We start from the raw sequence: 17,935 nt of genomic DNA on the forward strand, positions 1-17,935 counted from the left end.
CCCCACTTGTAGAAGTCGGCCGATGCCGAATCGTTAATTCCAGCGGTGGGATTCCGCAACCTTCTCGTAACCCTGCAACTCGGCGAGTCGCGGTCGACGCGCGCCCGGCTTTCGGTGGCGCGCATCACGGAAGTACCGGCAGTATGTATTCGGCCACAGCGGCGCATGAACCTGCCACCAGGGGGTATGCGGCTCTATTCATGGGTGAGAGACGGTTTTCGGCGCCTCCGCAACCCCTTCGGGGCGTCCGTTGAAATGGCACCGATTGTTTCATCGGGCCGAAACAATTTCGGGTTCGACGAGGCCTCGCCCCGGGACGTAGCCGTTGCTGGCTTCAGAGGTCACGGTCTAGTCTCTGTCCTGGTTCGCTCAGGTCAAGATCGGTAGCTAATGCGACGGTCTTCATCACGAATCGGAAACGCAACCGTGCGGATGACGCACACGTCGGCACCGGTGAGCACGCTCGCCGGTGTCTCAGGTGTGGCATGCCTCGCGGGCGACAGGGCAGTTGTCGGACGCGTGTGCGTGACCCGGCACGCAGAGAATGGATGAGGCATTCATGAAGATGCAGACGCGACGCGGTGTGAAGGCCGCCCGCAACGTCACGGTGGCCGCCGCCGCCGTGTTCGGCCTGGTTCTGGGATCGACCGGGACCGCCGGCGCTGTGGTCGACGACCAGAACCGGATCGTGTCGGACGGCCACGAGGTCATCGTGACCCAGGAGGACACCTTCATCCAGGGTGTTCCACCGATCGGCGGCAGCCCGCTCAGCCGCGAGTGGTTCCACAACGGCCGTGGCATCGCCAACATCGTCGGCCCCGACGCCGCGGACTTCGAGGGCTCGACCTTCCAGTTCGGCTACCAGTTCGCGTGGTCCGCCGCTGTCGACGGCTCGATCGGCATCGCGTGGGCGAGCCCCGAGCTCGAAGCGGAGTTCGCGACCACTCAGGTCGAGGAGCCGATCCTCGACGACGAGGGCAAGCCGGTGTTTCAGTATGACAAGGACGGTAACGCGATCCTTGACAAGGATGGTAAGCCCGTCCCTGCCTACAAGGTTGTCGACGCAATCGACAACACCAATACCGTCTCGAGCATCCTTCCGCAGTTCACCGCGGGCATCGAGCTGACCCCGGCCCCGGGTATCGAGGAGCTCGTCGTCGCCGACGGCGAGTTCGACGGGGACTTCAAGTCCGTCCAGTTCGCCAACGTCCACGGTGCCGCCACCGGCGTCATCGGCGCGGTCTCGGTCCGCCCGTTCGTCCGCGTGATCACCGCGAACGGCGACAACGTCACCACTTACGGCAAGGTCTGGACGATCTAGTCCTGCTCGCCCCACCCCGCAGTAATCCCCACCAAGAAATACGGAGAAATCATGGGAATCAAGTCGCGTGGCTTCAAGGCCGCACGTAACGCCGCGGTGTCCGGTGCCGCTGTCCTGGGCCTGGTCCTCGGTGCGACCGGCTCCGCGCAGGCTGCGGTCGACGATCAGAACCGGATCGTCTCCACGGACGGCTACGAGGTCGTGGTGACCCAGGAGGACACCTTCATCCAGGGTGTGCCGGCCCTGGGTGGCAGCCCGTTCAACCGCGAGTTCTTCCACAACGGCCGCGGCACCGCGAACCTCGTCGGTGAGTCCGCTGCCGACGCCGAGGGCACCACGTTCCAGTTCGGCTATCAGTTCGCGTGGGCCGGCAGCATCGACGGCGCCATCGGCGTCACCTACTCCACCCCGCAGCTGGAACTCGATGCGGGTGACATCATCGTGACCGACATCCTCCCGCAGGCCTACGCCGAGCTCGAGCTGACCCCGGCTCCGGGCATCGAGGAGCTCGTCGTCGCCGAGGGCGAGTTCGACGGTGACTTCAAGTCCGTGCAGTTCTCGAACGTTCACGGCACCGCCTCCGGCGTCATCGGCGCCGTTCAGGTCCGTCCGTTCGTTCGCGCCATCACCGCGAACGGCGACAACGTGACCACCTACGGCAAGCCCTGGACCGTCTGACACGACGTCCTGCCGACAGGCTGAACACGGGTTGGGCCCGCTCGGAATTCCGAGCGGGCCCAACCTTTTTCGTCGGTGGCACGGTTGCGCCTACTGTTCCCTCTCCTCGAGGCTCAGCTTGGCGTGTGCGCCGGTCTGGCCGGACTGCACCTGGAGGAGGTCGCGGATCTGGATGAGCAGATCCTCGGCGCTCGCCTTGGTGTCGTCCCTCTCGGTGGCGAACCGCTTCTTGGCCGCGTTCGCCGGGAGGATCAGTACGAAGTAGACGACGGCGGCGATGATGACGAAATTGATGATCGCCGAGACCACCGCGCCGATGTTGACGAAGGTGGCGGGATTGTCCGCGAGGATCTGGAAGCCCCAGCCCATCTCGTTGTCGCCGCCGAGCGCGGCAATCAGGGGTTCGATGACGTTGCTGGTGAAGGCCGTGACGATGGCCGTGAACGCGGTGCCGATGACGACCGCGACAGCGAGGTCGAGTACGTTTCCGCGGAGCAGGAAGTCCTTGAAGCCTTTCAACATGGCGCTTCTCCTAGACGTGTCTTGTCGTCATGCTCGCAGTCGCACCATAGACCAGTAGGTATGTCGCAAAGTCCGGAATGCGGATCCCGACCCGGATCAGTGCAGGGTCACCGTCAACGCGCTCACGAGCGATGCAGCAGCCACAGTCGTCGCCGGCTCGGGTGGCAGGGCGAGCAGGACCACCTTCTCGCCGCGGTCGCTCGTCCGGTCCGTTCCCTGGGCCAGCACGACGGTCGCCCCCGTGGCCAGTACCCGCACCTCCGGTGCCGCACCCGACGAGGGGGGGTCGTCCTCGGCGACGGTGAGGACGTCGACGAGGTCGCCTTCGCGCAGCAGATCCCCGACGCCGGGATCGGCCAGGCGCACCGGGACCACCCGGGCCGCCGCGTCGCCGGTAGCGGACGCCGCCAGCCGCGGCCCGAGCATCCGCACCCCGACGAGGGCTTCGCCGGCGGGCACCGGTCCGGCCAGGGTGTGGCCGATCGCCTCGGCGGGGTCGGTGAGTGCCCCGGACGGGAGTTGGGACGAGTCGCGCTCGACGACGGTGACGTCGTCGGCGGTGAGGGTCTGCCCGGGCCGCAGGTCGCGGGCGGCGACGACCGTGGGGGTCCGGTCGCCCGACGGGCCGCCGGTGAGGGCGGAGACCGCCGCGACTCCGACGAGACCGGCCGCGATCGCGCGGCGGACGGCGACGGTGCGCGCCCAGCCCGGCCGTATCAGGGCCGTGAGGCGGTCTGGCAGGGTGGGATCGAGCGGATTCCGCAGGGGCGGGAACGAGAACGGACCGGCGGGCATGGTCCGAACCCTACGAGTTCGGCCGTGCCCGCCGGCCCGGTGAAGTGCCGGTCACGGGCGGACTGTGGATGAACCGTCCGCCTGTGGATGAAACCGTGTCAGCTTGCGGCTGCGGCCGGTGCCGACGAGGTGCTCGACGACGAAGAGTCCGACGACGAGGTGCTCGACGAACTGCCGGACGACGAGTCGGACTTGGCCGGCTCGCTGGCGGTGCTGCCTCCGCCGCGGGAGTCGGTGCGGTAGAAGCCGCTGCCCTTGAAGACGATGCCGACCGAATTGAACAGCTTGCGCAGCTTGCCCGAGCACTCGTTGCATTCCGTCAGGGCGTCGTCGGTGAACGACTGCACGATGTCGAATCGGTTGTCGCAGGACGTACAGGCATAGGAGTAAGTGGGCACCGGTGGATCCTCCGCGAATTGGTTGGCGACCGCAGCATTAGCACTCTACAGCCGACAGTGCCAACGTGGCTACCTGGGTGCTCTATTCCCGGTGTTGCGCGACCCGTTCAGCGGCACCAGGCCGCGGCCGGGGGTCAGGGCCCAGCCCATCCGGATGTCGTGGGGATCCTCCGGCAGCTCCGGCACGAGTTCGTCGTCCCGGACCACCGCGACCAGGACGGCGTCGGCGGCGGCGAGGTGCAGGGTCCGGTCGTAGAAGCCGGCCCCGCGACCGAGCCGCACGCCGCGCTCGTCCACTGCGAGCGCCGGCACCACCACGGTGTGCGCCCGCCGCACCTCCTCCGGGCCCAGCGCCGGCCCGGTGGGTTCGAGCAGGCCGTACCCGGCGGGGGCGAGGGCGCCGGGGCCGGTGTACTGCGCCCAGTCCAGGGTGCTGTCCGGGCGGGTGAGCGGGAGCAGCACCCGGTTTCCGGCCTCGCGCAGGGCGTCGAGCAGGGACAACGCCCCGGGTTCCGAACCGACCGGCACGTACGCGCAGACCGTCGCCCGGGCGGGGGCCAGCGACCGTGCCGCCGCGGCGAGGGCGTCGTCCTCGCCGCGGCGCTCCCCGTCGCTGCGGGCCCGTCGCGCAGCAACGATTCGGGCCCGCCATTCCGACTTGGAGAGTGCGCTCATATCCGCCACCTTAGGATCTGACGTATCTACCGGGTGGTAGCCGAAAGTTAGGGTGGGTGTTTATGACGAACAGAGCGACCGGTGAAGCCGGCCACTTCCGGACGGCGGTGGTTCCCGCGGCCGGTCTCGGTACGCGCTTTCTGCCCGCGACCAAGACCGTGCCGAAGGAACTTCTTCCGGTGGTGGACACGCCCGGAATCGAGCTCGTGGCGGGGGAGGCCGCGGACTCGGGTGCCGAGCGCCTGGTGATCGTGACGGCTCCGGGTAAGGACGGCGTCGTCGCGCATTTCGTCGAGGACCTGGTCCTCGAGTCGAAGCTGAAGGAGAGCGGCAAGTACCACCTGCTCGAGAAGGTCCGCAAGGCGCCGGGCCTGCTCGAGGTGGAGTCGGTGGTGCAGGAGAAGCCGCTCGGGCTCGGGCACGCCGTCGCGTGCGCCGAGGTCGCCCTCGATCCGGACGAGGACTCCATCGCGGTGCTGCTCCCGGACGACCTCGTGCTGCCGCGCGGCGTCCTCGAGACCATGCAGCGGGTGCGTGCCAAGCGCGGCGGCACGGTGCTGTGCGCGATCGACGTGCCCAAGGACCAGGTGAGCGCCTACGGCGTCTTCGACGTCGAGGAGGTGCCCGACGCCGTCAACCCGGACGTGCTGAAGGTCGTCGGCATGGTCGAGAAGCCGGCGCCCGAGGATGCGCCGTCCACCTTCGCCGCTGCCGGCCGCTATCTGCTCGATCGAGCGATCTTCGACGCGCTGCGCCGGATCACCCCCGGTACGGGCGGCGAACTGCAGCTCACCGATGCGATCGCCCTGCTCATCGAGGAGGGTCACCCCGTGCACGTGGTGGTGCATCGCGGCACTCGACACGACCTCGGAAATCCCGGCGGCTATCTGCGCGCTGCGGTTGACTCTGCGTTGAACAGCGAGGAGTACGGCCCCTCCCTGCGGGAGTGGCTGGTCGAGCGCCTGAAGCACTGACGGCGCGACAGGTCGGGAGGACGAGAAGCGGTATGCGGTCGGTCGAGGATCAACAGGCCAGGGTCACGGCGGCGGCGGTGGCGCCACGGCCGGTCCGGGTCGCCATCTCCGAGGCCCAGGGGCTGCTCTGCGCGGAGGAAGTGGTCACCGAACGGCCACTGCCCGGCTTCGACCAGGCCGCGATCGACGGTTACGCGGTCCGCAGCGTCGACGTCCAGGGGGCGGGCACCGACCGGACCGGCGAGGACGGCGAGCCGATCGAGCTGACCCTGCCCGTGGTGGGGGAGGTCTCGGCCGGCTCGCGTCAACCGATCCGGCTGCAGCCACGGCAGGCCGTGCGGGTGGACACCGGGGCGCCGCTGCCGACCCTCGCCGACGCCGTCCTCCCGCTCGACCGCACCGACGGTGGCCGCGCGCGCATCAAGGTCCTGCGTCCCGTCCGGACCGGCGACTACGTGCGTCGCGCCGGCGACGACGTCCAGCCCGGTGACGTGGCGGTCCGGGCCGGCACCATCATCGGGGCCGCCCAGGTCGGGCTGCTCGCGGCGGTCGGCCGCGACAAAGTGCTGGTCCATCCGCGTCCCCGGCTCTCGGTGATCTCCATCGGCGGCGAACTCGTGGACGTGGACCGCACCCCGGGCCCCGGCCAGGTGTACGACGTCAACTCGTACGCGCTCGCGGCGGCCGCCCGCGACGCCGGCGCGGACGTCAACCGCGTGGGGATCGCCAGCACCGACCCGAAGCGCCTGCGGGAGGTCGTCGAGGGCCAGCTGATCCGCTCCGAGATCGTCGTCGTCGCGGGAGCCGTCGGTGGCGGCGCGCTCGAGGACGTGCGCGAGGCGTTGTCGGACCTCGGCAAGCTCGAAGTGGAGCGGGTGGCGATGCACCCCGGTTCGGTGCAGGGGTTCGGCCAGCTCGGCCGCGACGAGGTGCCCACCTTCCTGCTGCCGGGCAACCCGGTCAGCGCGCTGGTCGTGTTCGAGGTGATGGTGCGGCCGCTGATCCGTATCGCGCTCGGCCGCCGGCAGCCGATGCGCCGCGTCGTCACCGCCCGCACCGTCACGCCGATCACCTCGATCCCGGACCGCAAGGGATTCCTGCGGGGGCAGCTGATGCGCGACGAGGCGACCGGCGAGTACATGGTCCAGGCGCTCGGTGGGGCGGCGGGCGCGTCGTCGCACCTGCTGGCGACCCTGGCCGAGGCGAACTGCCTGGTGCTGATCGAGCCGGAGGTGACCGAGGTGCGCACCGGGGATCCGGTGGACGTCGCCTTCCTCGGACAGCGCGGCTGATGACCCGTCATCCGGGATGGCCGGCGGAGCTGGGCCCGCTGCGGGTGGCCGGCGGCCTGGTCACGGTGCGGCCGATCCGGCTGCGGGACGCGGCGGCGTGGAGCCGGTTGCGGATCCGGGACCGGGCGCATCTCGAGCCGTGGGAACCCACCGGCGACGTGCCGTGGGAGATGCGCCATCACATCACCGTGTGGCCGGGGCTGTACCGCAGCCTGCGGGCGGAGGCCCGCCGGGGCCACATGCTGCCGATGGCGATCGAGCTCGACGGCGAGTTCTGCGGGCAGATCACCGTGGGCAACGTGGTGCGCGGCGCGCTGCGGTCGGCGTGGATCGGGTATTGGGTGGCCAAGCACGTCAACGGCCTGGGCGTGGCGACAGCGGCGGTGGCGCTGGGGCTCGACCACTGCTTCGGGCCGGCCGGACTGCACCGGGTGGAGGCCACGGTGCGGCCGGAGAACGTTGCGAGCCGCGCGGTCCTGCGCAACGTCGGCTTCCGGGAGGAGGGCCTGCTGCGGCGCTACCTCGACGTCGACGGGCGGTTCCGCGACCATCTGCTGGTCGCGATGACGGTCGAGGAGGTCCCCGGAAGCGTGTCCGATGTGCTGATCCGGGGCGGCCGGGCCACCTGGGCCTGATCTTGTAACGCAGATTACGTGCATCGCTGCGTAGTAATACCCACACGGTCCTATATCTCTGTGACTAGAGTGAAGAGAGTGTCACATGATTCGCGTGACTCGTGTGACAGCTGTAGTCATCTGAGTCGGCGTTTCTGTCCGGGTGACGGCTTCGGGGCCGCTAACCTGACGGGGTCAGTGGCGTCGACGGACTGGTAGGCGACAACTGGGAGGAGGGCCGCCGAAATGCCGAACTCGCTCCTGTGGATCGGGCTGGTTGCCGTGTGGTTGTTCGTTCTGGTGCCCATGCTGGTCACGAAGCGCCCCCGTATTCGCCAGACGACCGACGCCGCACTCGCAACCCGGGTCCTGCACCGAGGTGACGACGAGCCACTCGCCCCGCGCGGGCCGGCCGCCGGTCATCGCACCGACCCCCACTGGCGTCCGAGTCGGGATTCCGCCCGTCCCACAGCCGGCGACGACTCCGGTCGCGCCCGCACGGTGGACGACCGCAGACACCGCCACCCAGCGGAGGACCGCATGGACACACAGCTCGACACCGACCACGACACCGACATCGACTTCGACTTCGAGGAGCGTCCCGACCGGGCTCCCGCCCGGGAGTTCGTGCCCCAGCGCCGCGGACGCGGCGGATTCGACCCGCAGGCCGACGCCATGGCCCGGGCCGCGCGCTACGAGTTCCGGCAGCGCACCGTGCTCGGCCTGCTGTTCGCCGCGATCATCACCGCCGCCCTCGCCCTCATCGTCTCGTCGGCCCTGTGGTGGCTGTGCACGGTGGCGACGGCTGCCCTCGCCGGCTACCTGATCTACCTCCGTCGCCAGGTGCGTGTCGAGCAGGAGATCCGCCGCCGTCGCATGGCGCGCCTGAACCGTTCGCGGCTCGGCGTCGAGTCACACAGTGACGACGAGCTGCGGCTGGTCCCGGCCCGGCTGCGACGCCCCGGCGCGGTGGTGCTCGAGGTGGACGACGAGGACCCGGTGTTCGAGCACCTGGACCACTACACGGACGACGAGCCCGCCCACGAGACGTACGAACCCCGTTACGACGCCGACGACTACCCGGTGCGTCGGGCCTCCGGGGAGTAGTCACCGATCCGTTCGGGCCGAGCGAATGTATCGTTCATCTCCTCAGCGGTAGCGGGCGATACATTCGCTCGGAGCGGGGCGTATTCAGCGCGCGGTGACGATGTGTGCCACGAGAGGCGCCGACACCGAGCCGTCCGGGTCGGTGAACCGGGCCAGCACCGTTCGGGCCTCCGAGGTGATCGCCTCGTACGTTCCGGCGTCGAGCCGTTCGATCAACGGGCTGCCCTCGACCTCGGTCGCCACCATCGCATCCACGGACGGGAACCGCGCGCTTCCGGTGTGCGTGGTGAACCGATCGACGGTGAGTCCGGCGTCGCGGAACCATCCCCGTAGTTCGTCGCGGTCCCCGCAACTCCAGTAGGTGCCCAGGAGGGATGCCGCGGGCGGGCCGGCGTGCCGCACCGCGACGTCGACGAAGTCTCGGTATGCCGGCTGCTCGTCCAACGCGGCCGGCACACACACGGCGACCATCTCCGTCGCCACGCGGCGCATCTCGCGCAGTGCCCGTGCACGATCGGGAAAGAACATCAGCGCCATCTGGCACAGCGCCGCATCGAACGAACCGTCCGCGAACGGCAGCGCGCCGGCGTCACCCCGGTGCCATTCGAGGTCGGGACGCAACCGACGTGCCACCGCCAGCATGGCCTCACTGGCATCGACACCGACCACCCGTCCCGACGGGCCTACCCGGTCGGCGGCTACGCGCGCGACGATCCCGGTTCCGCATGCCACGTCCAGCACCCGCGTGCCCGTCGTGATCGCAGCCTGGTCCAGCAGCCGTGGCGCCCACTGCGCGAAGATCGCGGGTACGAAGCGTGACTCGTACACCTCCGCGGCCGCCGGTGAAATCCCGAAGTTCTCGCTTGTGTTCGTCATACACCGAGGATGGCGCCGCGCCCGGGTGCCGCGCATCGGGCAGGTGACCCATCTTCCGGGTGGGCGGCGGCATACGCGGCGGCCTCCGAGCGGTTCCGCACGCCGAGCTTGCGGAGGATGTGGCTCACGTGGTGCGCCACCGTCTTGCGGGAGACGAACAGCCGGCCGGCGATCTCCGGATTCGTCAAACCCCTCGCGAGCAGGTCCAGTACTTCGCGTTCGCGGGCGGTGAGGTCGCTGTCGAGATCCGGGCCGGCGCGAGTGGTGGCGCCGATGCCGGGGCCGCGCACCCCGAGACGCCGCAACACGGCCGCGGAACGGTCCGCGGCGGCGACGGCTCCGAGTTCCCGGAAGATCGTCACCGCCGTTCGCCCGCGTGCGGTCGCGAGGACAGGATCGTCGTTCATCGCCGACTCGGCCAATTCGAGCAGGCATCGGGCCTCCTCGAACGGCGCCGAGCGGTCCGCCCAGCGAGCGGCGGCCGTCTCGAAGGCATCGACGGCGGCCGCCACGCAGCCCTGCGCCGCGGCAGTCAGCGCCGACGCCTCCACCGCCTCGGGACCGTCGGGATCGAGCGCCGCCGCGGTGGTCGTCGCCGCGTTCAGGTCGCCCGTGGCCGCCTGGGCCCGGGCACACAGCAGGGATGTGGTGCCGTGACGTTCGAGCAGCCGCCGGGCGGTTGCGGGATCGCCGTCGGCGAGGGCGACCTCGGCGCGGGCGGTGTCCAATTCCGTGGTCGGGCGGCGGGATCGGTCCAGCATCGCCCGGGCCTCGTCGAGCCGCCCCTGCCGGACCCGGAGCGTGGCGAGGGCCGCGACGGCGCGCGCGTGGACGGCGGGGCAGACCTTCTCGTCGAGCGTGAGAACCGCCGTCAGGAGCCGGTCCGCCTCCGCCCAACGGCCCGCGGTGAGCAGCAATGCCCCGTAGAGGGTGCGGCACTCGACGTACAGGAAGGGACACCCCCAGCGGGAGGTGAAGTCCTCGGCGACGCGGCACCACTCGTCGGCGCGACGGGTGTCGCCGGCGAGCGCACACGCGCCCAGCATGTCGCAGCAGACGAACACGACGGTGTCGAATCGGCGGTCCGCATCGCCCAGAGCGGCCGCCGCGGCCTCGTCCAGCAGCGCGAATCCGGGTTCCAGGTCGCCCCGGGCGACAGCCACGTGACCGGACTGGGCGAGTGCCACCAGTTCGAGATCCCGGTCGCCGCATCGGTGTGCGGCGTCCAGGGCGCGCGCCGCCCACGGTCCGGCCGCTGCGGCGTCCGGGAGCAGGCGGTGGGCGTGTGCCACCCACACCAGGGCGTGCAACGCGCCCGGTGCGCCCTCGGGCAGCAGTCGCTGCGCCCGGCGGACCCAACCGTGGGCCACCGACCGATTGCCGAAATCGGACGTGTAGCTGATGCTCAGCCACGCCGCGCAGCGAACCGCACTCTCTCGGTCGCCGCTCCGGAGAGCCGTCGTGTAGGCCCTGCGATAGGCGGCGACGCTGTCGTCGAGGCGCCCGAGCCACCACGACGCCTCGCCGACGCCGAGCCACGCCGCCGGATCGTCGGTCGCGGCCGCCACCGACGTCAGGTCGGCCAGCGCGGCGGCCCACCGACCCTCCCGCAGGGCCTGGTCCCCGCGGAGGCGCACTGCATCCACATGTCGATTGTCCGCCGCCGTGACCTGTGCCGATACCGCAATTTCGTCTCCGGCTCGCACGTTTGCTACAGTTTGCGAGCGGTTCCGAACGGAACCTGCGGGGCTGTGGCGCAGTTGGTAGCGCGCTTCGTTCGCATCGAAGAGGTCAGGGGTTCGATTCCCCTCAGCTCCACCACCGAAGGGCGTCTCCCGGACAGGGAGGCGCCCTTCGTCGTCGATGCCGTGCCGCCGATTGCCGGCCGAACCGGCCCGCGGTCGGGGAGACTGTGTGACATGGAACACAGAATGAGTGACGACGAACTGCGGCGCGCTATTCGAGTGCTCCGCGAACGTGCCGACAGCGCCCGCAGCGAAGGGCGCGAGGCCGACGCCGACGGCATCGAGGAGACGATCCGCAAGTACCAGGAGGAGATGGCCCAGCGTCTCTGAGCCGTCCGCGCGCATCGGTGCCGCCCGCGCGCATTCGTCGCGCACACGCACTGTCGAGCGCGCGGCCGGCGGTCCCATACGCCCTCAGCCCCTCTCTCTCACCGCGGCGCCCGCGCGGCGCCGCGGCGGATCGCGCCGCGCTAAGGTGACCCGCACACGACGAATCGGGGGCGGAGATGGCGATCAAGGACCTGCGGGGCCGGAAGTTCCTCGTGACCGGGGCGGCCAGCGGCATCGGCCGGGCGCTGGCCCTGGCCGCCGCCGCGGAGGGTGCCGAACTGGTGCTCACCGACCTCGCCGCCGACGGTCTCGACGACACGGTGCGGACGGTGCGCGAAGGGGGTGGGTCGGTGCTGCACGCCGCCGCCCTCGACATCTCCGACTACGACGCGGTCACCGCCTTCGCCGCCGACGTCCACGACCGCGCCGGCGCCCTCGACGTGGTCGCCAACGTCGCCGGAACGTCGGTGTGGGGCACGGTCGACGCCCTCGAGCACCGCCACTGGAAGCAGATGGTCGATGTCAACCTGATGGGCCCGATCCACGTCATCGAGAACTTCGTGCCCCCCATGATCGAGGCCGGCCGCGGCGGGCACCTCGTCAACGTCTCCTCCGCGGCGGGCCTGCTGGCCCTGCCGTGGCACGCGGCGTACAGCGCGAGCAAGTTCGGCCTGCGCGGAGTCTCCGAGGTGCTGCGCTTCGACCTGCACCGGCACCGCATCGGGGTCTCGCTCGTCGTGCCCGGCGCTGTGCGTACCCCGCTGGTGAACTCGGTGCAGATCGTCGGCGTGGACCGCGACCATCCGGCTGCCCGAAAGCTCACCTCGCGGTTCGAGCGGCACGCCGCGTCGCCGGAGAAGGTCGCCGGGTGCATCCTCGCCGGGATCCGGAAGAACCGTTTCCTGGTGTACACGTCGTTCGACGTGCGCTTCGGTTACTGGTGGGCCCGCAAGTTCGCGCCTCCGTACAACGTGGTGATGCAGCTCGCCAACAACTACTTCTCCCGCACGCTCGAGGCGGTGCGTACCCGCCGGTGACGCTCAGGCGGGCGTCTTGTCGAGGGCGAACTCGCGCAGCCGTGTTCCCGCCCGCAGCGCCTCCCGATCGTGCGTGACCATCACGACGGCGACGTCGCGTTCGCGTGCCATCCGTTCGAGCAGCTCGACGATCTCCCGGCTGCGCTCGGCGTCCAGCGCCGAAGTCGGCTCGTCGACCAGCAGCACCGCCGGATCGTTGACCAGGCTCCGGGCGATCGCGACCCGCTGCCGCTGCCCGCCGGAGAGCTGGTGCGGGCGGCGGTCGGCCTGCTGCGTCAGGCCCACCGCGGCGAGCAGGTCGCGGGCGCGGGCCCGGTCGAGCCGGCGCCCGCTCAGGTGCGCGATCAGCGAGAGCTGTTCGGTGGCGGTCAGCGAGGGAAGCAGATTCGCCTGCTGGAACACGAAGCCGATCCGTTCGCGCCGCAGCCGCGTGCGGGCCGCCGCGTCGAGGCCCGTGGTGTCCACGCCGTCGAGGACGACCCGCCCGGAGTCGGGCACGGTGAGCAGCCCCGCGACGGCCAGCAGGCTCGACTTGCCGGATCCGGACGGACCGGTGACGGCGACCGTCTCGCCGGGCTCGGCGTGGAAGTCCAGGCCGTCGAGGACGCGCAGCGTGGCGTCGCCGTCGGGATAGGTGAGGACGATGTCGGTGAGCCGCACGCTCATGGTGGTGCCTTTCTCGAACGGGTCGGTGTCTTTCGAACAGCGTCGGTGTCTCGAACAGCGTCGGTGTCTCGAACAGCGTCGGTGTCTCGAACAGCGTTGGTGTCTCGAACAGCTCAGTGGGCCGCGGCGAGCGCGGTGAGCGGGTCGACGGAGCCGATGCGTGCGACGGCCGCCGCGGCCCCGAGGAGGCCGACCCCGACCAGCGCGACGAACGGCAGCACGGTCGTGGCCGCGCTCAGCGTGAACGGCACGACGGTGGCTGCGGCCGCTCCCGCGGCTGTCGCGGCGACGGTGCCCAGGCCGGTGCCGAGCACGAGCACCACCGCGGCCTGTCCGAGGGCGTCGCGCAGCAGGTAGGAGGTGGAGGCGCCGACCGCGCGCAGCACCGCGATGTCCCGGCTGCGCTGGACCGTCCACACCGTGAAGAACGCACCCACGACGAGGGCGCCGACGACGAGCAGCATGCCCTGCATCAGCAGCAGCGACCCGCGTTCGGAGGTGTACGAGCCGACGGTGTTCAGGGTCGCGGACGTGTCGAGGACGCTCGTGCCGGTCGCGGCCGCGGCCGCCGCCCTGTCGAACCCGGGACCGGTCCGCAGCGCGATCACCGTCCCGTCGGCGCCGGCCGTCGCGGGGAGTTCGCGCCAGGTCCCGAGGTCGAGCCACACCACGGGCTGATGGCTGTAGTAGGAGTCCTCGACGAGAGCGGTGAGGGTGACCTCCCGCCCGCCGACGGTCAGGACGGTGCCCGGCGTCCAGCCGTTGTCGGTGGCGAGTTGCGCGTCGACCGCCGCCGTCGCCGGGCGCAGGGCCGCCGGTGCCGCGAAGGAACCGGGAGCGACCCCGAACAGTGCCGCCATCACCTCGCGCCCGCCCGCACCGACGCGTCCGGGGGCAACGCCGAGCACGGCGGTGTCGGTCACGCCGGGTTGCGCGGCGAGGGCGGTGCGCTGCGCGTCCGTGACGGTGGACTCCCCGAACGACAGGTCGGACGGATCGGTGTCACCGCCGTCGAGGGCGAAGTGATCGGCACCGATGCCGCGGATCGCGGCGATCGACTGGTTGCCCAGGCCCGCGGTGAGGCCGGAGAGCATGACGACGAGAAACGAGACCAGGACGAGCACCGCCGACATGACGGCGAAGCGCCCCGTGGCGAAGCGCAGATCGCGCAGTGCGAGGAACATGAGTTCCACGGTGCCCGGTGCGGCGATGCCGACGCATCGCTCGGTGGATGGGTTCCCGGATCAATCGAAAGTGGGAGGCGGCGGCGTGCGCGGCGGTGTTAGCGTCGGTGAAATGCAGACCGCCCGACAGCACCGCCCCGAGGGGACGGTCCCGGTGCTGCGTGCGATGCAGCTGGGCCAGCACGCGCTGTTCGTACTGCTGCTGCTCGTCGGGGTGCTGCGCGGCGGCGGCACCCCGGGGGTGCTGGTCCTCGCGGGCGCCGAATTCGCCTGGTACATCTCGGGGCTGTGGTTCGCCCGGCGCGGGTCCCGCGGCGGGATCTGGCTGGCGGTGCTGCTGGCCGGCTGGCTGGCGCTGGTGGTGCTCGCACCGGATTTCGTGTGGCTCGCCTTCGCGCTGTTCTTCCTGTGCTTCCACCTGCTGCCCACGATCGCCGCGTTCGCCGCGACGGCGGCTCTGACGGCGGTCGCGATCGCCGCGAGCCTGGGCCACGGCACGGCCAACGCCACGGCCGCCGTCGTCGGCCCGTTGTTCGGGGCGCTCGTCGCGTCCGGCACGGCCCTGATCTACCGGCAGCTCGTGCGCGACGCCGAGCAGCGCGACGCGCTGCTCGCCGAGCTCACCGAGGCACACCGCGAACTGCTCGACGCCCAGGACGAGCTGGTGCGGTTGCAGCGGGAGACCGGTGCCACCGCCGAGCGGGCCCGGCTGGCCCGCGACATCCACGACACCCTCGCCCAGGGCTTCTCGTCGATCCTGCTGCTCGCCCGCGCCGGGCTGCGGGCCGGCGACGACACCGTGGCGCTGCTCGGCCGGATCGAGGAGACGGCACGGCGCAATCTCGTCGAGGCCCGCCGGGTCGTCGACAAGCTGCGACCGTCCGATCTCGACGATGCGCCGCTCGCGGCGGCCCTCGGCCGCATCCTGGACCGGTTGCGTGCCGACACCGGCATCGACGCGGCACTGCGCGTGGACGGCGAACCGTTGCCGCTGCCCACGGGATTCGACGTCGCGCTGCTGCGGGTGGCGCAGAGCGCGCTGGCGAACGTCCGGCTGCACGCCCACGCGCGCCGCGTGCGGGTCACCCTCGCCTACACCCCGGACGAGGTCCGGCTCGACGTGGTCGACGACGGCGTCGGCTTCGACGTCCGCGACGCGGGCTCGGGCGGTGGGTTCGGGCTCACCGCCATGCGGGAGCGGCTCGCCGAGCTGGGCGGCACGGTGTTCCTCGAGTCGGCGCCGGGCGACGGAACCGCCGTGGCGGCAACGCTTCCCGTGCGGGTGCTGCCGTGATCCGGATACTGCTCGTCGACGACCATCCCGTCGTGCGGGCGGGGCTGCGCGCCCTCCTCGCGTCGGAGCCCGGGCTCGAGGTGGTGGCCGAGGCTGCGTCCGGTCGGGAGGCCGTCGCGCAGAACGCGGCGCACCGCCCGGACGTGGTGCTGATGGACCTGCGGCTCGGGCCCGGGATGGACGGGGCGCAGGCGACGGCCGAACTGGCTTCCGCGCCGGATCCGCCGAAGGTGCTGGTGCTGACCACCTACGACACCGACTCCGACATCCTGCGCGCGGTCGAGGCGGGGGCGGCCGGGTATCTGCTCAAGGACGCCGACCCGGCCGTGCTCGTCGACGCGGTGGCCCGGGCCGCCCGGGGCGAAACCGTGCTGGATCCCGGTGTGGCGCAACGGCTCTACCGCAGCATGCAGACGCCGCGGGTGGAGCTGAGCGCCCGCGAGATCGAGGTGCTCGGCGCGGTGGCGCGGGGGCTCTCCAACCGGGCCGTCGCCAAGGAACTGTTCGTGAGCGAGGCCACCGTCAAGTCCCATCTGGTGCATGCCTTCTCGAAGCTGGGCGTGGATTCGCGCACCGCGGCGGTCGCGGCGGCGCGCGAGCGCGGCCTGCTGTGAACGGTTATCCGGCGCGTCGCAGCCGGGCGTGCAGGTGGTGGGTGAGCGGGGTCTGGGCGTGCGCCATCCACAGGTCGTAGGACAGTTCGTCGCCGTCGAGGACGAACCGCCGCCGCAGCTCGTGCACCGGCTTCGCGTGGGGAGAGCGCTCGAGGTGCACGGTGGTGAAGTCGAGGACGCCGTGGGTGAGCCGCGACCGCTGGATCTCCACGAACCCGGTCGGCTGGGAGACGAGCAGCTCCACCTCGTGATCGGCGAGACGGAGGTATCCGTTCTCGGTGTGCATCGGCTGACCGGTGCCCGGGTTCTTCGTGCGGCTGACGTACATCAGGAACGGCTTGCCCGGGGTGGGGGTGAACTCGATGGTCTCGTTGTAGGTGAAGTCCTCGATGGTGGGGTAGTGGCCTTCGCCGCCGCCCACCCAGCGGCCGGCGAAGGCGGCGAGATCACCGAGCGGGCCGGTGTCGGTCATGTGGGTCTCCTCGGTCGTCGGGCACCGTCGATCCTGCCATCGCCGGGCGGGCGCCCGGCCGGCTTCGCGGAGTTTCGGCGCGCCGCGCGGTGGCCCACGGCATTACGGTCTTATTCATGAACGCTCAGCTGGGTGTGGATTCCGAGGTGGGGTCGCTGCGGGCGGTGCTGATGCACCGGCCGGGCGCGGAGCTCGAACGCCTGACTCCCCGCAACAACGACCAGCTGCTGTTCGACGCGCTGCCGTGGGTGGCGCGGGCGCAGGAGGAACACGACGCGTTCGTCGACCTGCTGCGCGGGCGGGGGGTGGAGGTGCTGCTCCTGTCCGACCTGCTCACCGAGACCCTCGAGGTCAGCGGGGCCGCCCGCGTCCAGGGGGTGTCGTCCGCGGTGGATCCGCGCCGGCTCGGGCACGGGCTGGCGCAGGAACTCGCCGCGCACCTGCGCGCGATGTCCGCCGCGGATCTCACCCGCGTCCTCGTCGCGGGCATGACGTTCGACGAACTGCCCGTCGCGGGCCTCGGAGCCGCGCCGTCGCTGGTGCGGTTGATGCATCACGGAGCCGACTTCGTGATCGAGCCGCTGCCGAACCTGCTGTTCACCCGCGACTCGTCGTTCTGGATCGGCCCGCGGGTCGCGATCCCCACCCTGGCACTGCCGGCCCGGCGCCGGGAGGCCTCGATCACCGACCTGATCTACGCGTTCCACCCGCGGTTCCTGGGGGTGCGCCGCGCCTACGAATCGCACACGGCGCCGGTCGAGGGCGGCGACGTGCTGCTGCTCGGCCCGGGAGTCGTGGCCGTGGGCGTGGGGGAGCGCACGACACCGGCGGGTGCGGAAGCGTTGGCGCGCAGCGTCTTCGAGGACGGTCTCGCGCACACCGTGCTGGCGGTGCCGATCGCGCAGCAGCGGGCCTCGATGCATCTGGACACCGTGTGCACCATGGTGGACGTCGACGCCGTGGTGATGTACCCCGCGGTGCGGGAAACGTTGCAGGCCTTCACTCTGCGCCGGGAGAACGGCGACGTCCGGATCGGCGGGCCGCGCGGGTTCCTCGAGGCGGCCGCCGACGCGATGGGCATCGAGAAGCTCCGCGTCATCGACACCGGCCTCGATCCGGTCGTCGCCGAGCGTGAACAGTGGGACGACGGCAACAACACCCTCGCCCTCGCGCCCGGCGTGGTGGTCGCCTACGAACGCAACATCGAGACCAACACCCGCCTCGAGGACGCGGGCATCGAGGTGCTGCGGATCGCCGGGTCCGAACTGGGCTCCGGACGCGGCGGGCCGCGCTGCATGTCCTGCCCGCTCGCCCGCGGCTGACCGGCGCGTCCGGCGCGGG

General features: G+C 71.0%; 20 protein-coding genes and 1 tRNA gene. 12 read left to right on the forward strand and 9 right to left on the reverse strand.

What is annotated here, in order from left to right; genetic code table 11:
- Nucleotides 1-559 precede the first annotated feature (559 nt).
- Nucleotides 560-1,321 carry an MspA family porin gene (locus KZJ41_RS07550; protein ID WP_065922894.1) on the forward strand — a complete coding sequence of 254 codons (762 nt, stop codon included), beginning with the start codon at nucleotides 560-562 and terminating at the stop codon, nucleotides 1,319-1,321.
- Nucleotides 1,322-1,372: 51 nt separating this feature from the next.
- Nucleotides 1,373-1,999, forward strand: a complete 627-nt coding sequence (locus KZJ41_RS07555) for an MspA family porin (RefSeq protein WP_065922893.1) — start codon at nucleotides 1,373-1,375, stop codon at nucleotides 1,997-1,999.
- A gap of 90 nt (nucleotides 2,000-2,089) precedes the next feature.
- On the opposite strand, the gene mscL is transcribed toward KZJ41_RS07555, so the two are convergent.
- The 4 genes from mscL to KZJ41_RS07575 all read right to left on the reverse strand — a co-directional run bounded on the left by mscL (nucleotide 2,090) and on the right by KZJ41_RS07575 (nucleotide 4,389).
- Nucleotides 2,090-2,521: a large conductance mechanosensitive channel protein MscL gene (gene mscL / locus KZJ41_RS07560; protein WP_050034763.1), complete on the reverse strand. Its 432-nt coding sequence runs from the start codon at nucleotides 2,519-2,521 to the stop codon at nucleotides 2,090-2,092.
- A 96-nt stretch (nucleotides 2,522-2,617) separates the two neighbouring features.
- Nucleotides 2,618-3,316: a Flp pilus assembly protein CpaB gene (locus KZJ41_RS07565; RefSeq protein ID WP_065922892.1), complete on the reverse strand. Its 699-nt coding sequence runs from the start codon at nucleotides 3,314-3,316 to the stop codon at nucleotides 2,618-2,620.
- A gap of 98 nt (nucleotides 3,317-3,414) precedes the next feature.
- Nucleotides 3,415-3,714 carry an FmdB family zinc ribbon protein gene (locus tag KZJ41_RS07570; protein WP_006944967.1) on the reverse strand — a complete coding sequence of 100 codons (300 nt, stop codon included), beginning with the start codon at nucleotides 3,712-3,714 and terminating at the stop codon, nucleotides 3,415-3,417.
- Between the two features lie 69 nt (nucleotides 3,715-3,783).
- Nucleotides 3,784-4,389, reverse strand: a complete 606-nt coding sequence (locus KZJ41_RS07575) for a 5-formyltetrahydrofolate cyclo-ligase (RefSeq protein WP_065922891.1) — start codon at nucleotides 4,387-4,389, stop codon at nucleotides 3,784-3,786.
- Nucleotides 4,390-4,451: 62 nt separating this feature from the next.
- On the opposite strand from KZJ41_RS07575, the gene KZJ41_RS07580 reads away from it, so the two are divergent.
- From KZJ41_RS07580 to glpR, 4 genes are all read left to right on the forward strand, one after another.
- Nucleotides 4,452-5,363: a UTP--glucose-1-phosphate uridylyltransferase gene (locus KZJ41_RS07580; protein WP_065922890.1), complete on the forward strand. Its 912-nt coding sequence runs from the start codon at nucleotides 4,452-4,454 to the stop codon at nucleotides 5,361-5,363.
- 32 nt (nucleotides 5,364-5,395) lie between these two features.
- Entirely contained in the window at nucleotides 5,396-6,655 is a 1,260-nt protein-coding gene (gene glp / locus KZJ41_RS07585) for a gephyrin-like molybdotransferase Glp (RefSeq protein WP_006944964.1), read from the forward strand.
- Nucleotides 6,655-7,290: a GNAT family N-acetyltransferase gene (locus KZJ41_RS07590; protein ID WP_029542046.1), complete on the forward strand. Its 636-nt coding sequence runs from the start codon at nucleotides 6,655-6,657 to the stop codon at nucleotides 7,288-7,290. The genes glp and KZJ41_RS07590 overlap by 1 nt, the downstream gene beginning before the upstream one ends.
- 225 nt (nucleotides 7,291-7,515) lie before the next feature.
- A complete protein-coding gene (glpR, locus tag KZJ41_RS07595; RefSeq protein ID WP_065922889.1) occupies nucleotides 7,516-8,376 on the forward strand; it encodes a gephyrin-like molybdotransferase receptor GlpR in 861 nt (286 codons plus the stop codon).
- 84 nt (nucleotides 8,377-8,460) lie between these two features.
- On the opposite strand, the gene KZJ41_RS07600 is transcribed toward glpR, so the two are convergent.
- Together KZJ41_RS07600 and KZJ41_RS28485 are read right to left on the reverse strand one after the other, a co-directional pair.
- The gene (locus KZJ41_RS07600; RefSeq protein WP_006944958.1) at nucleotides 8,461-9,252 is read right to left on the reverse strand and encodes a methyltransferase domain-containing protein; all 792 of its coding nucleotides are present in this window, start codon (nucleotides 9,250-9,252) and stop codon (nucleotides 8,461-8,463) included.
- The gene (locus KZJ41_RS28485) at nucleotides 9,249-10,898 is read right to left on the reverse strand and encodes a LuxR family transcriptional regulator (protein WP_276207666.1); all 1,650 of its coding nucleotides are present in this window, start codon (nucleotides 10,896-10,898) and stop codon (nucleotides 9,249-9,251) included. Before KZJ41_RS28485 ends, KZJ41_RS07600 begins: the two co-directional genes overlap by 4 nt.
- 99 nt (nucleotides 10,899-10,997) lie before the next feature.
- Here KZJ41_RS28485 and KZJ41_RS07615 point away from each other — a divergent pair.
- The 3 genes from KZJ41_RS07615 to KZJ41_RS07625 all read left to right on the forward strand — a co-directional run bounded on the left by KZJ41_RS07615 (nucleotide 10,998) and on the right by KZJ41_RS07625 (nucleotide 12,364).
- A tRNA-Ala gene (locus tag KZJ41_RS07615) sits at nucleotides 10,998-11,073 on the forward strand.
- A gap of 110 nt (nucleotides 11,074-11,183) precedes the next feature.
- The gene (locus KZJ41_RS07620) at nucleotides 11,184-11,327 is read left to right on the forward strand and encodes a hypothetical protein (protein WP_006944955.1); all 144 of its coding nucleotides are present in this window, start codon (nucleotides 11,184-11,186) and stop codon (nucleotides 11,325-11,327) included.
- A 176-nt stretch (nucleotides 11,328-11,503) separates the two neighbouring features.
- On the forward strand, nucleotides 11,504-12,364 hold the full coding sequence (locus KZJ41_RS07625; RefSeq protein WP_006944952.1) for an SDR family oxidoreductase: 861 nt from the start codon (nucleotides 11,504-11,506) through the stop codon (nucleotides 12,362-12,364).
- 3 nt (nucleotides 12,365-12,367) lie between these two features.
- Here KZJ41_RS07625 and KZJ41_RS07630 read toward each other — a convergent pair whose 3' ends face one another.
- The gene (locus KZJ41_RS07630) at nucleotides 12,368-13,030 is read right to left on the reverse strand and encodes an ABC transporter ATP-binding protein (protein WP_006944950.1); all 663 of its coding nucleotides are present in this window, start codon (nucleotides 13,028-13,030) and stop codon (nucleotides 12,368-12,370) included.
- A gap of 113 nt (nucleotides 13,031-13,143) precedes the next feature.
- Nucleotides 13,144-14,214, reverse strand: coding sequence for an FtsX-like permease family protein (locus KZJ41_RS07635; RefSeq protein WP_006944949.1), 1,071 nt, complete (start codon nucleotides 14,212-14,214; stop codon nucleotides 13,144-13,146).
- Between the two features lie 112 nt (nucleotides 14,215-14,326).
- Here KZJ41_RS07635 and KZJ41_RS07640 point away from each other — a divergent pair, with 112 nt between their 5' ends.
- Both KZJ41_RS07640 and KZJ41_RS07645 read left to right on the forward strand, forming a co-directional pair.
- On the forward strand, nucleotides 14,327-15,508 hold the full coding sequence (locus KZJ41_RS07640; RefSeq protein WP_065922887.1) for a sensor histidine kinase: 1,182 nt from the start codon (nucleotides 14,327-14,329) through the stop codon (nucleotides 15,506-15,508).
- Nucleotides 15,505-16,122, forward strand: coding sequence for a response regulator transcription factor (locus KZJ41_RS07645; protein WP_006944945.1), 618 nt, complete (start codon nucleotides 15,505-15,507; stop codon nucleotides 16,120-16,122). The genes KZJ41_RS07640 and KZJ41_RS07645 overlap by 4 nt, the downstream gene beginning before the upstream one ends.
- Nucleotides 16,123-16,126: 4 nt before the next feature.
- Here KZJ41_RS07645 and KZJ41_RS07650 read toward each other — a convergent pair whose 3' ends face one another.
- Nucleotides 16,127-16,594: an FABP family protein gene (locus KZJ41_RS07650; RefSeq protein WP_006944943.1), complete on the reverse strand. Its 468-nt coding sequence runs from the start codon at nucleotides 16,592-16,594 to the stop codon at nucleotides 16,127-16,129.
- A gap of 116 nt (nucleotides 16,595-16,710) precedes the next feature.
- On the opposite strand from KZJ41_RS07650, the gene arcA reads away from it, so the two are divergent.
- The gene (arcA, locus tag KZJ41_RS07655) at nucleotides 16,711-17,916 is read left to right on the forward strand and encodes an arginine deiminase (RefSeq protein ID WP_006944942.1); all 1,206 of its coding nucleotides are present in this window, start codon (nucleotides 16,711-16,713) and stop codon (nucleotides 17,914-17,916) included.
- Nucleotides 17,917-17,935 lie beyond the last annotated feature (19 nt).

It is taken from the genome of Rhodococcus sp. 11-3 (assembly GCF_023704055.1).
GTDB lineage: Bacteria > Actinomycetota > Actinomycetes > Mycobacteriales > Mycobacteriaceae > Rhodococcus > Rhodococcus aetherivorans.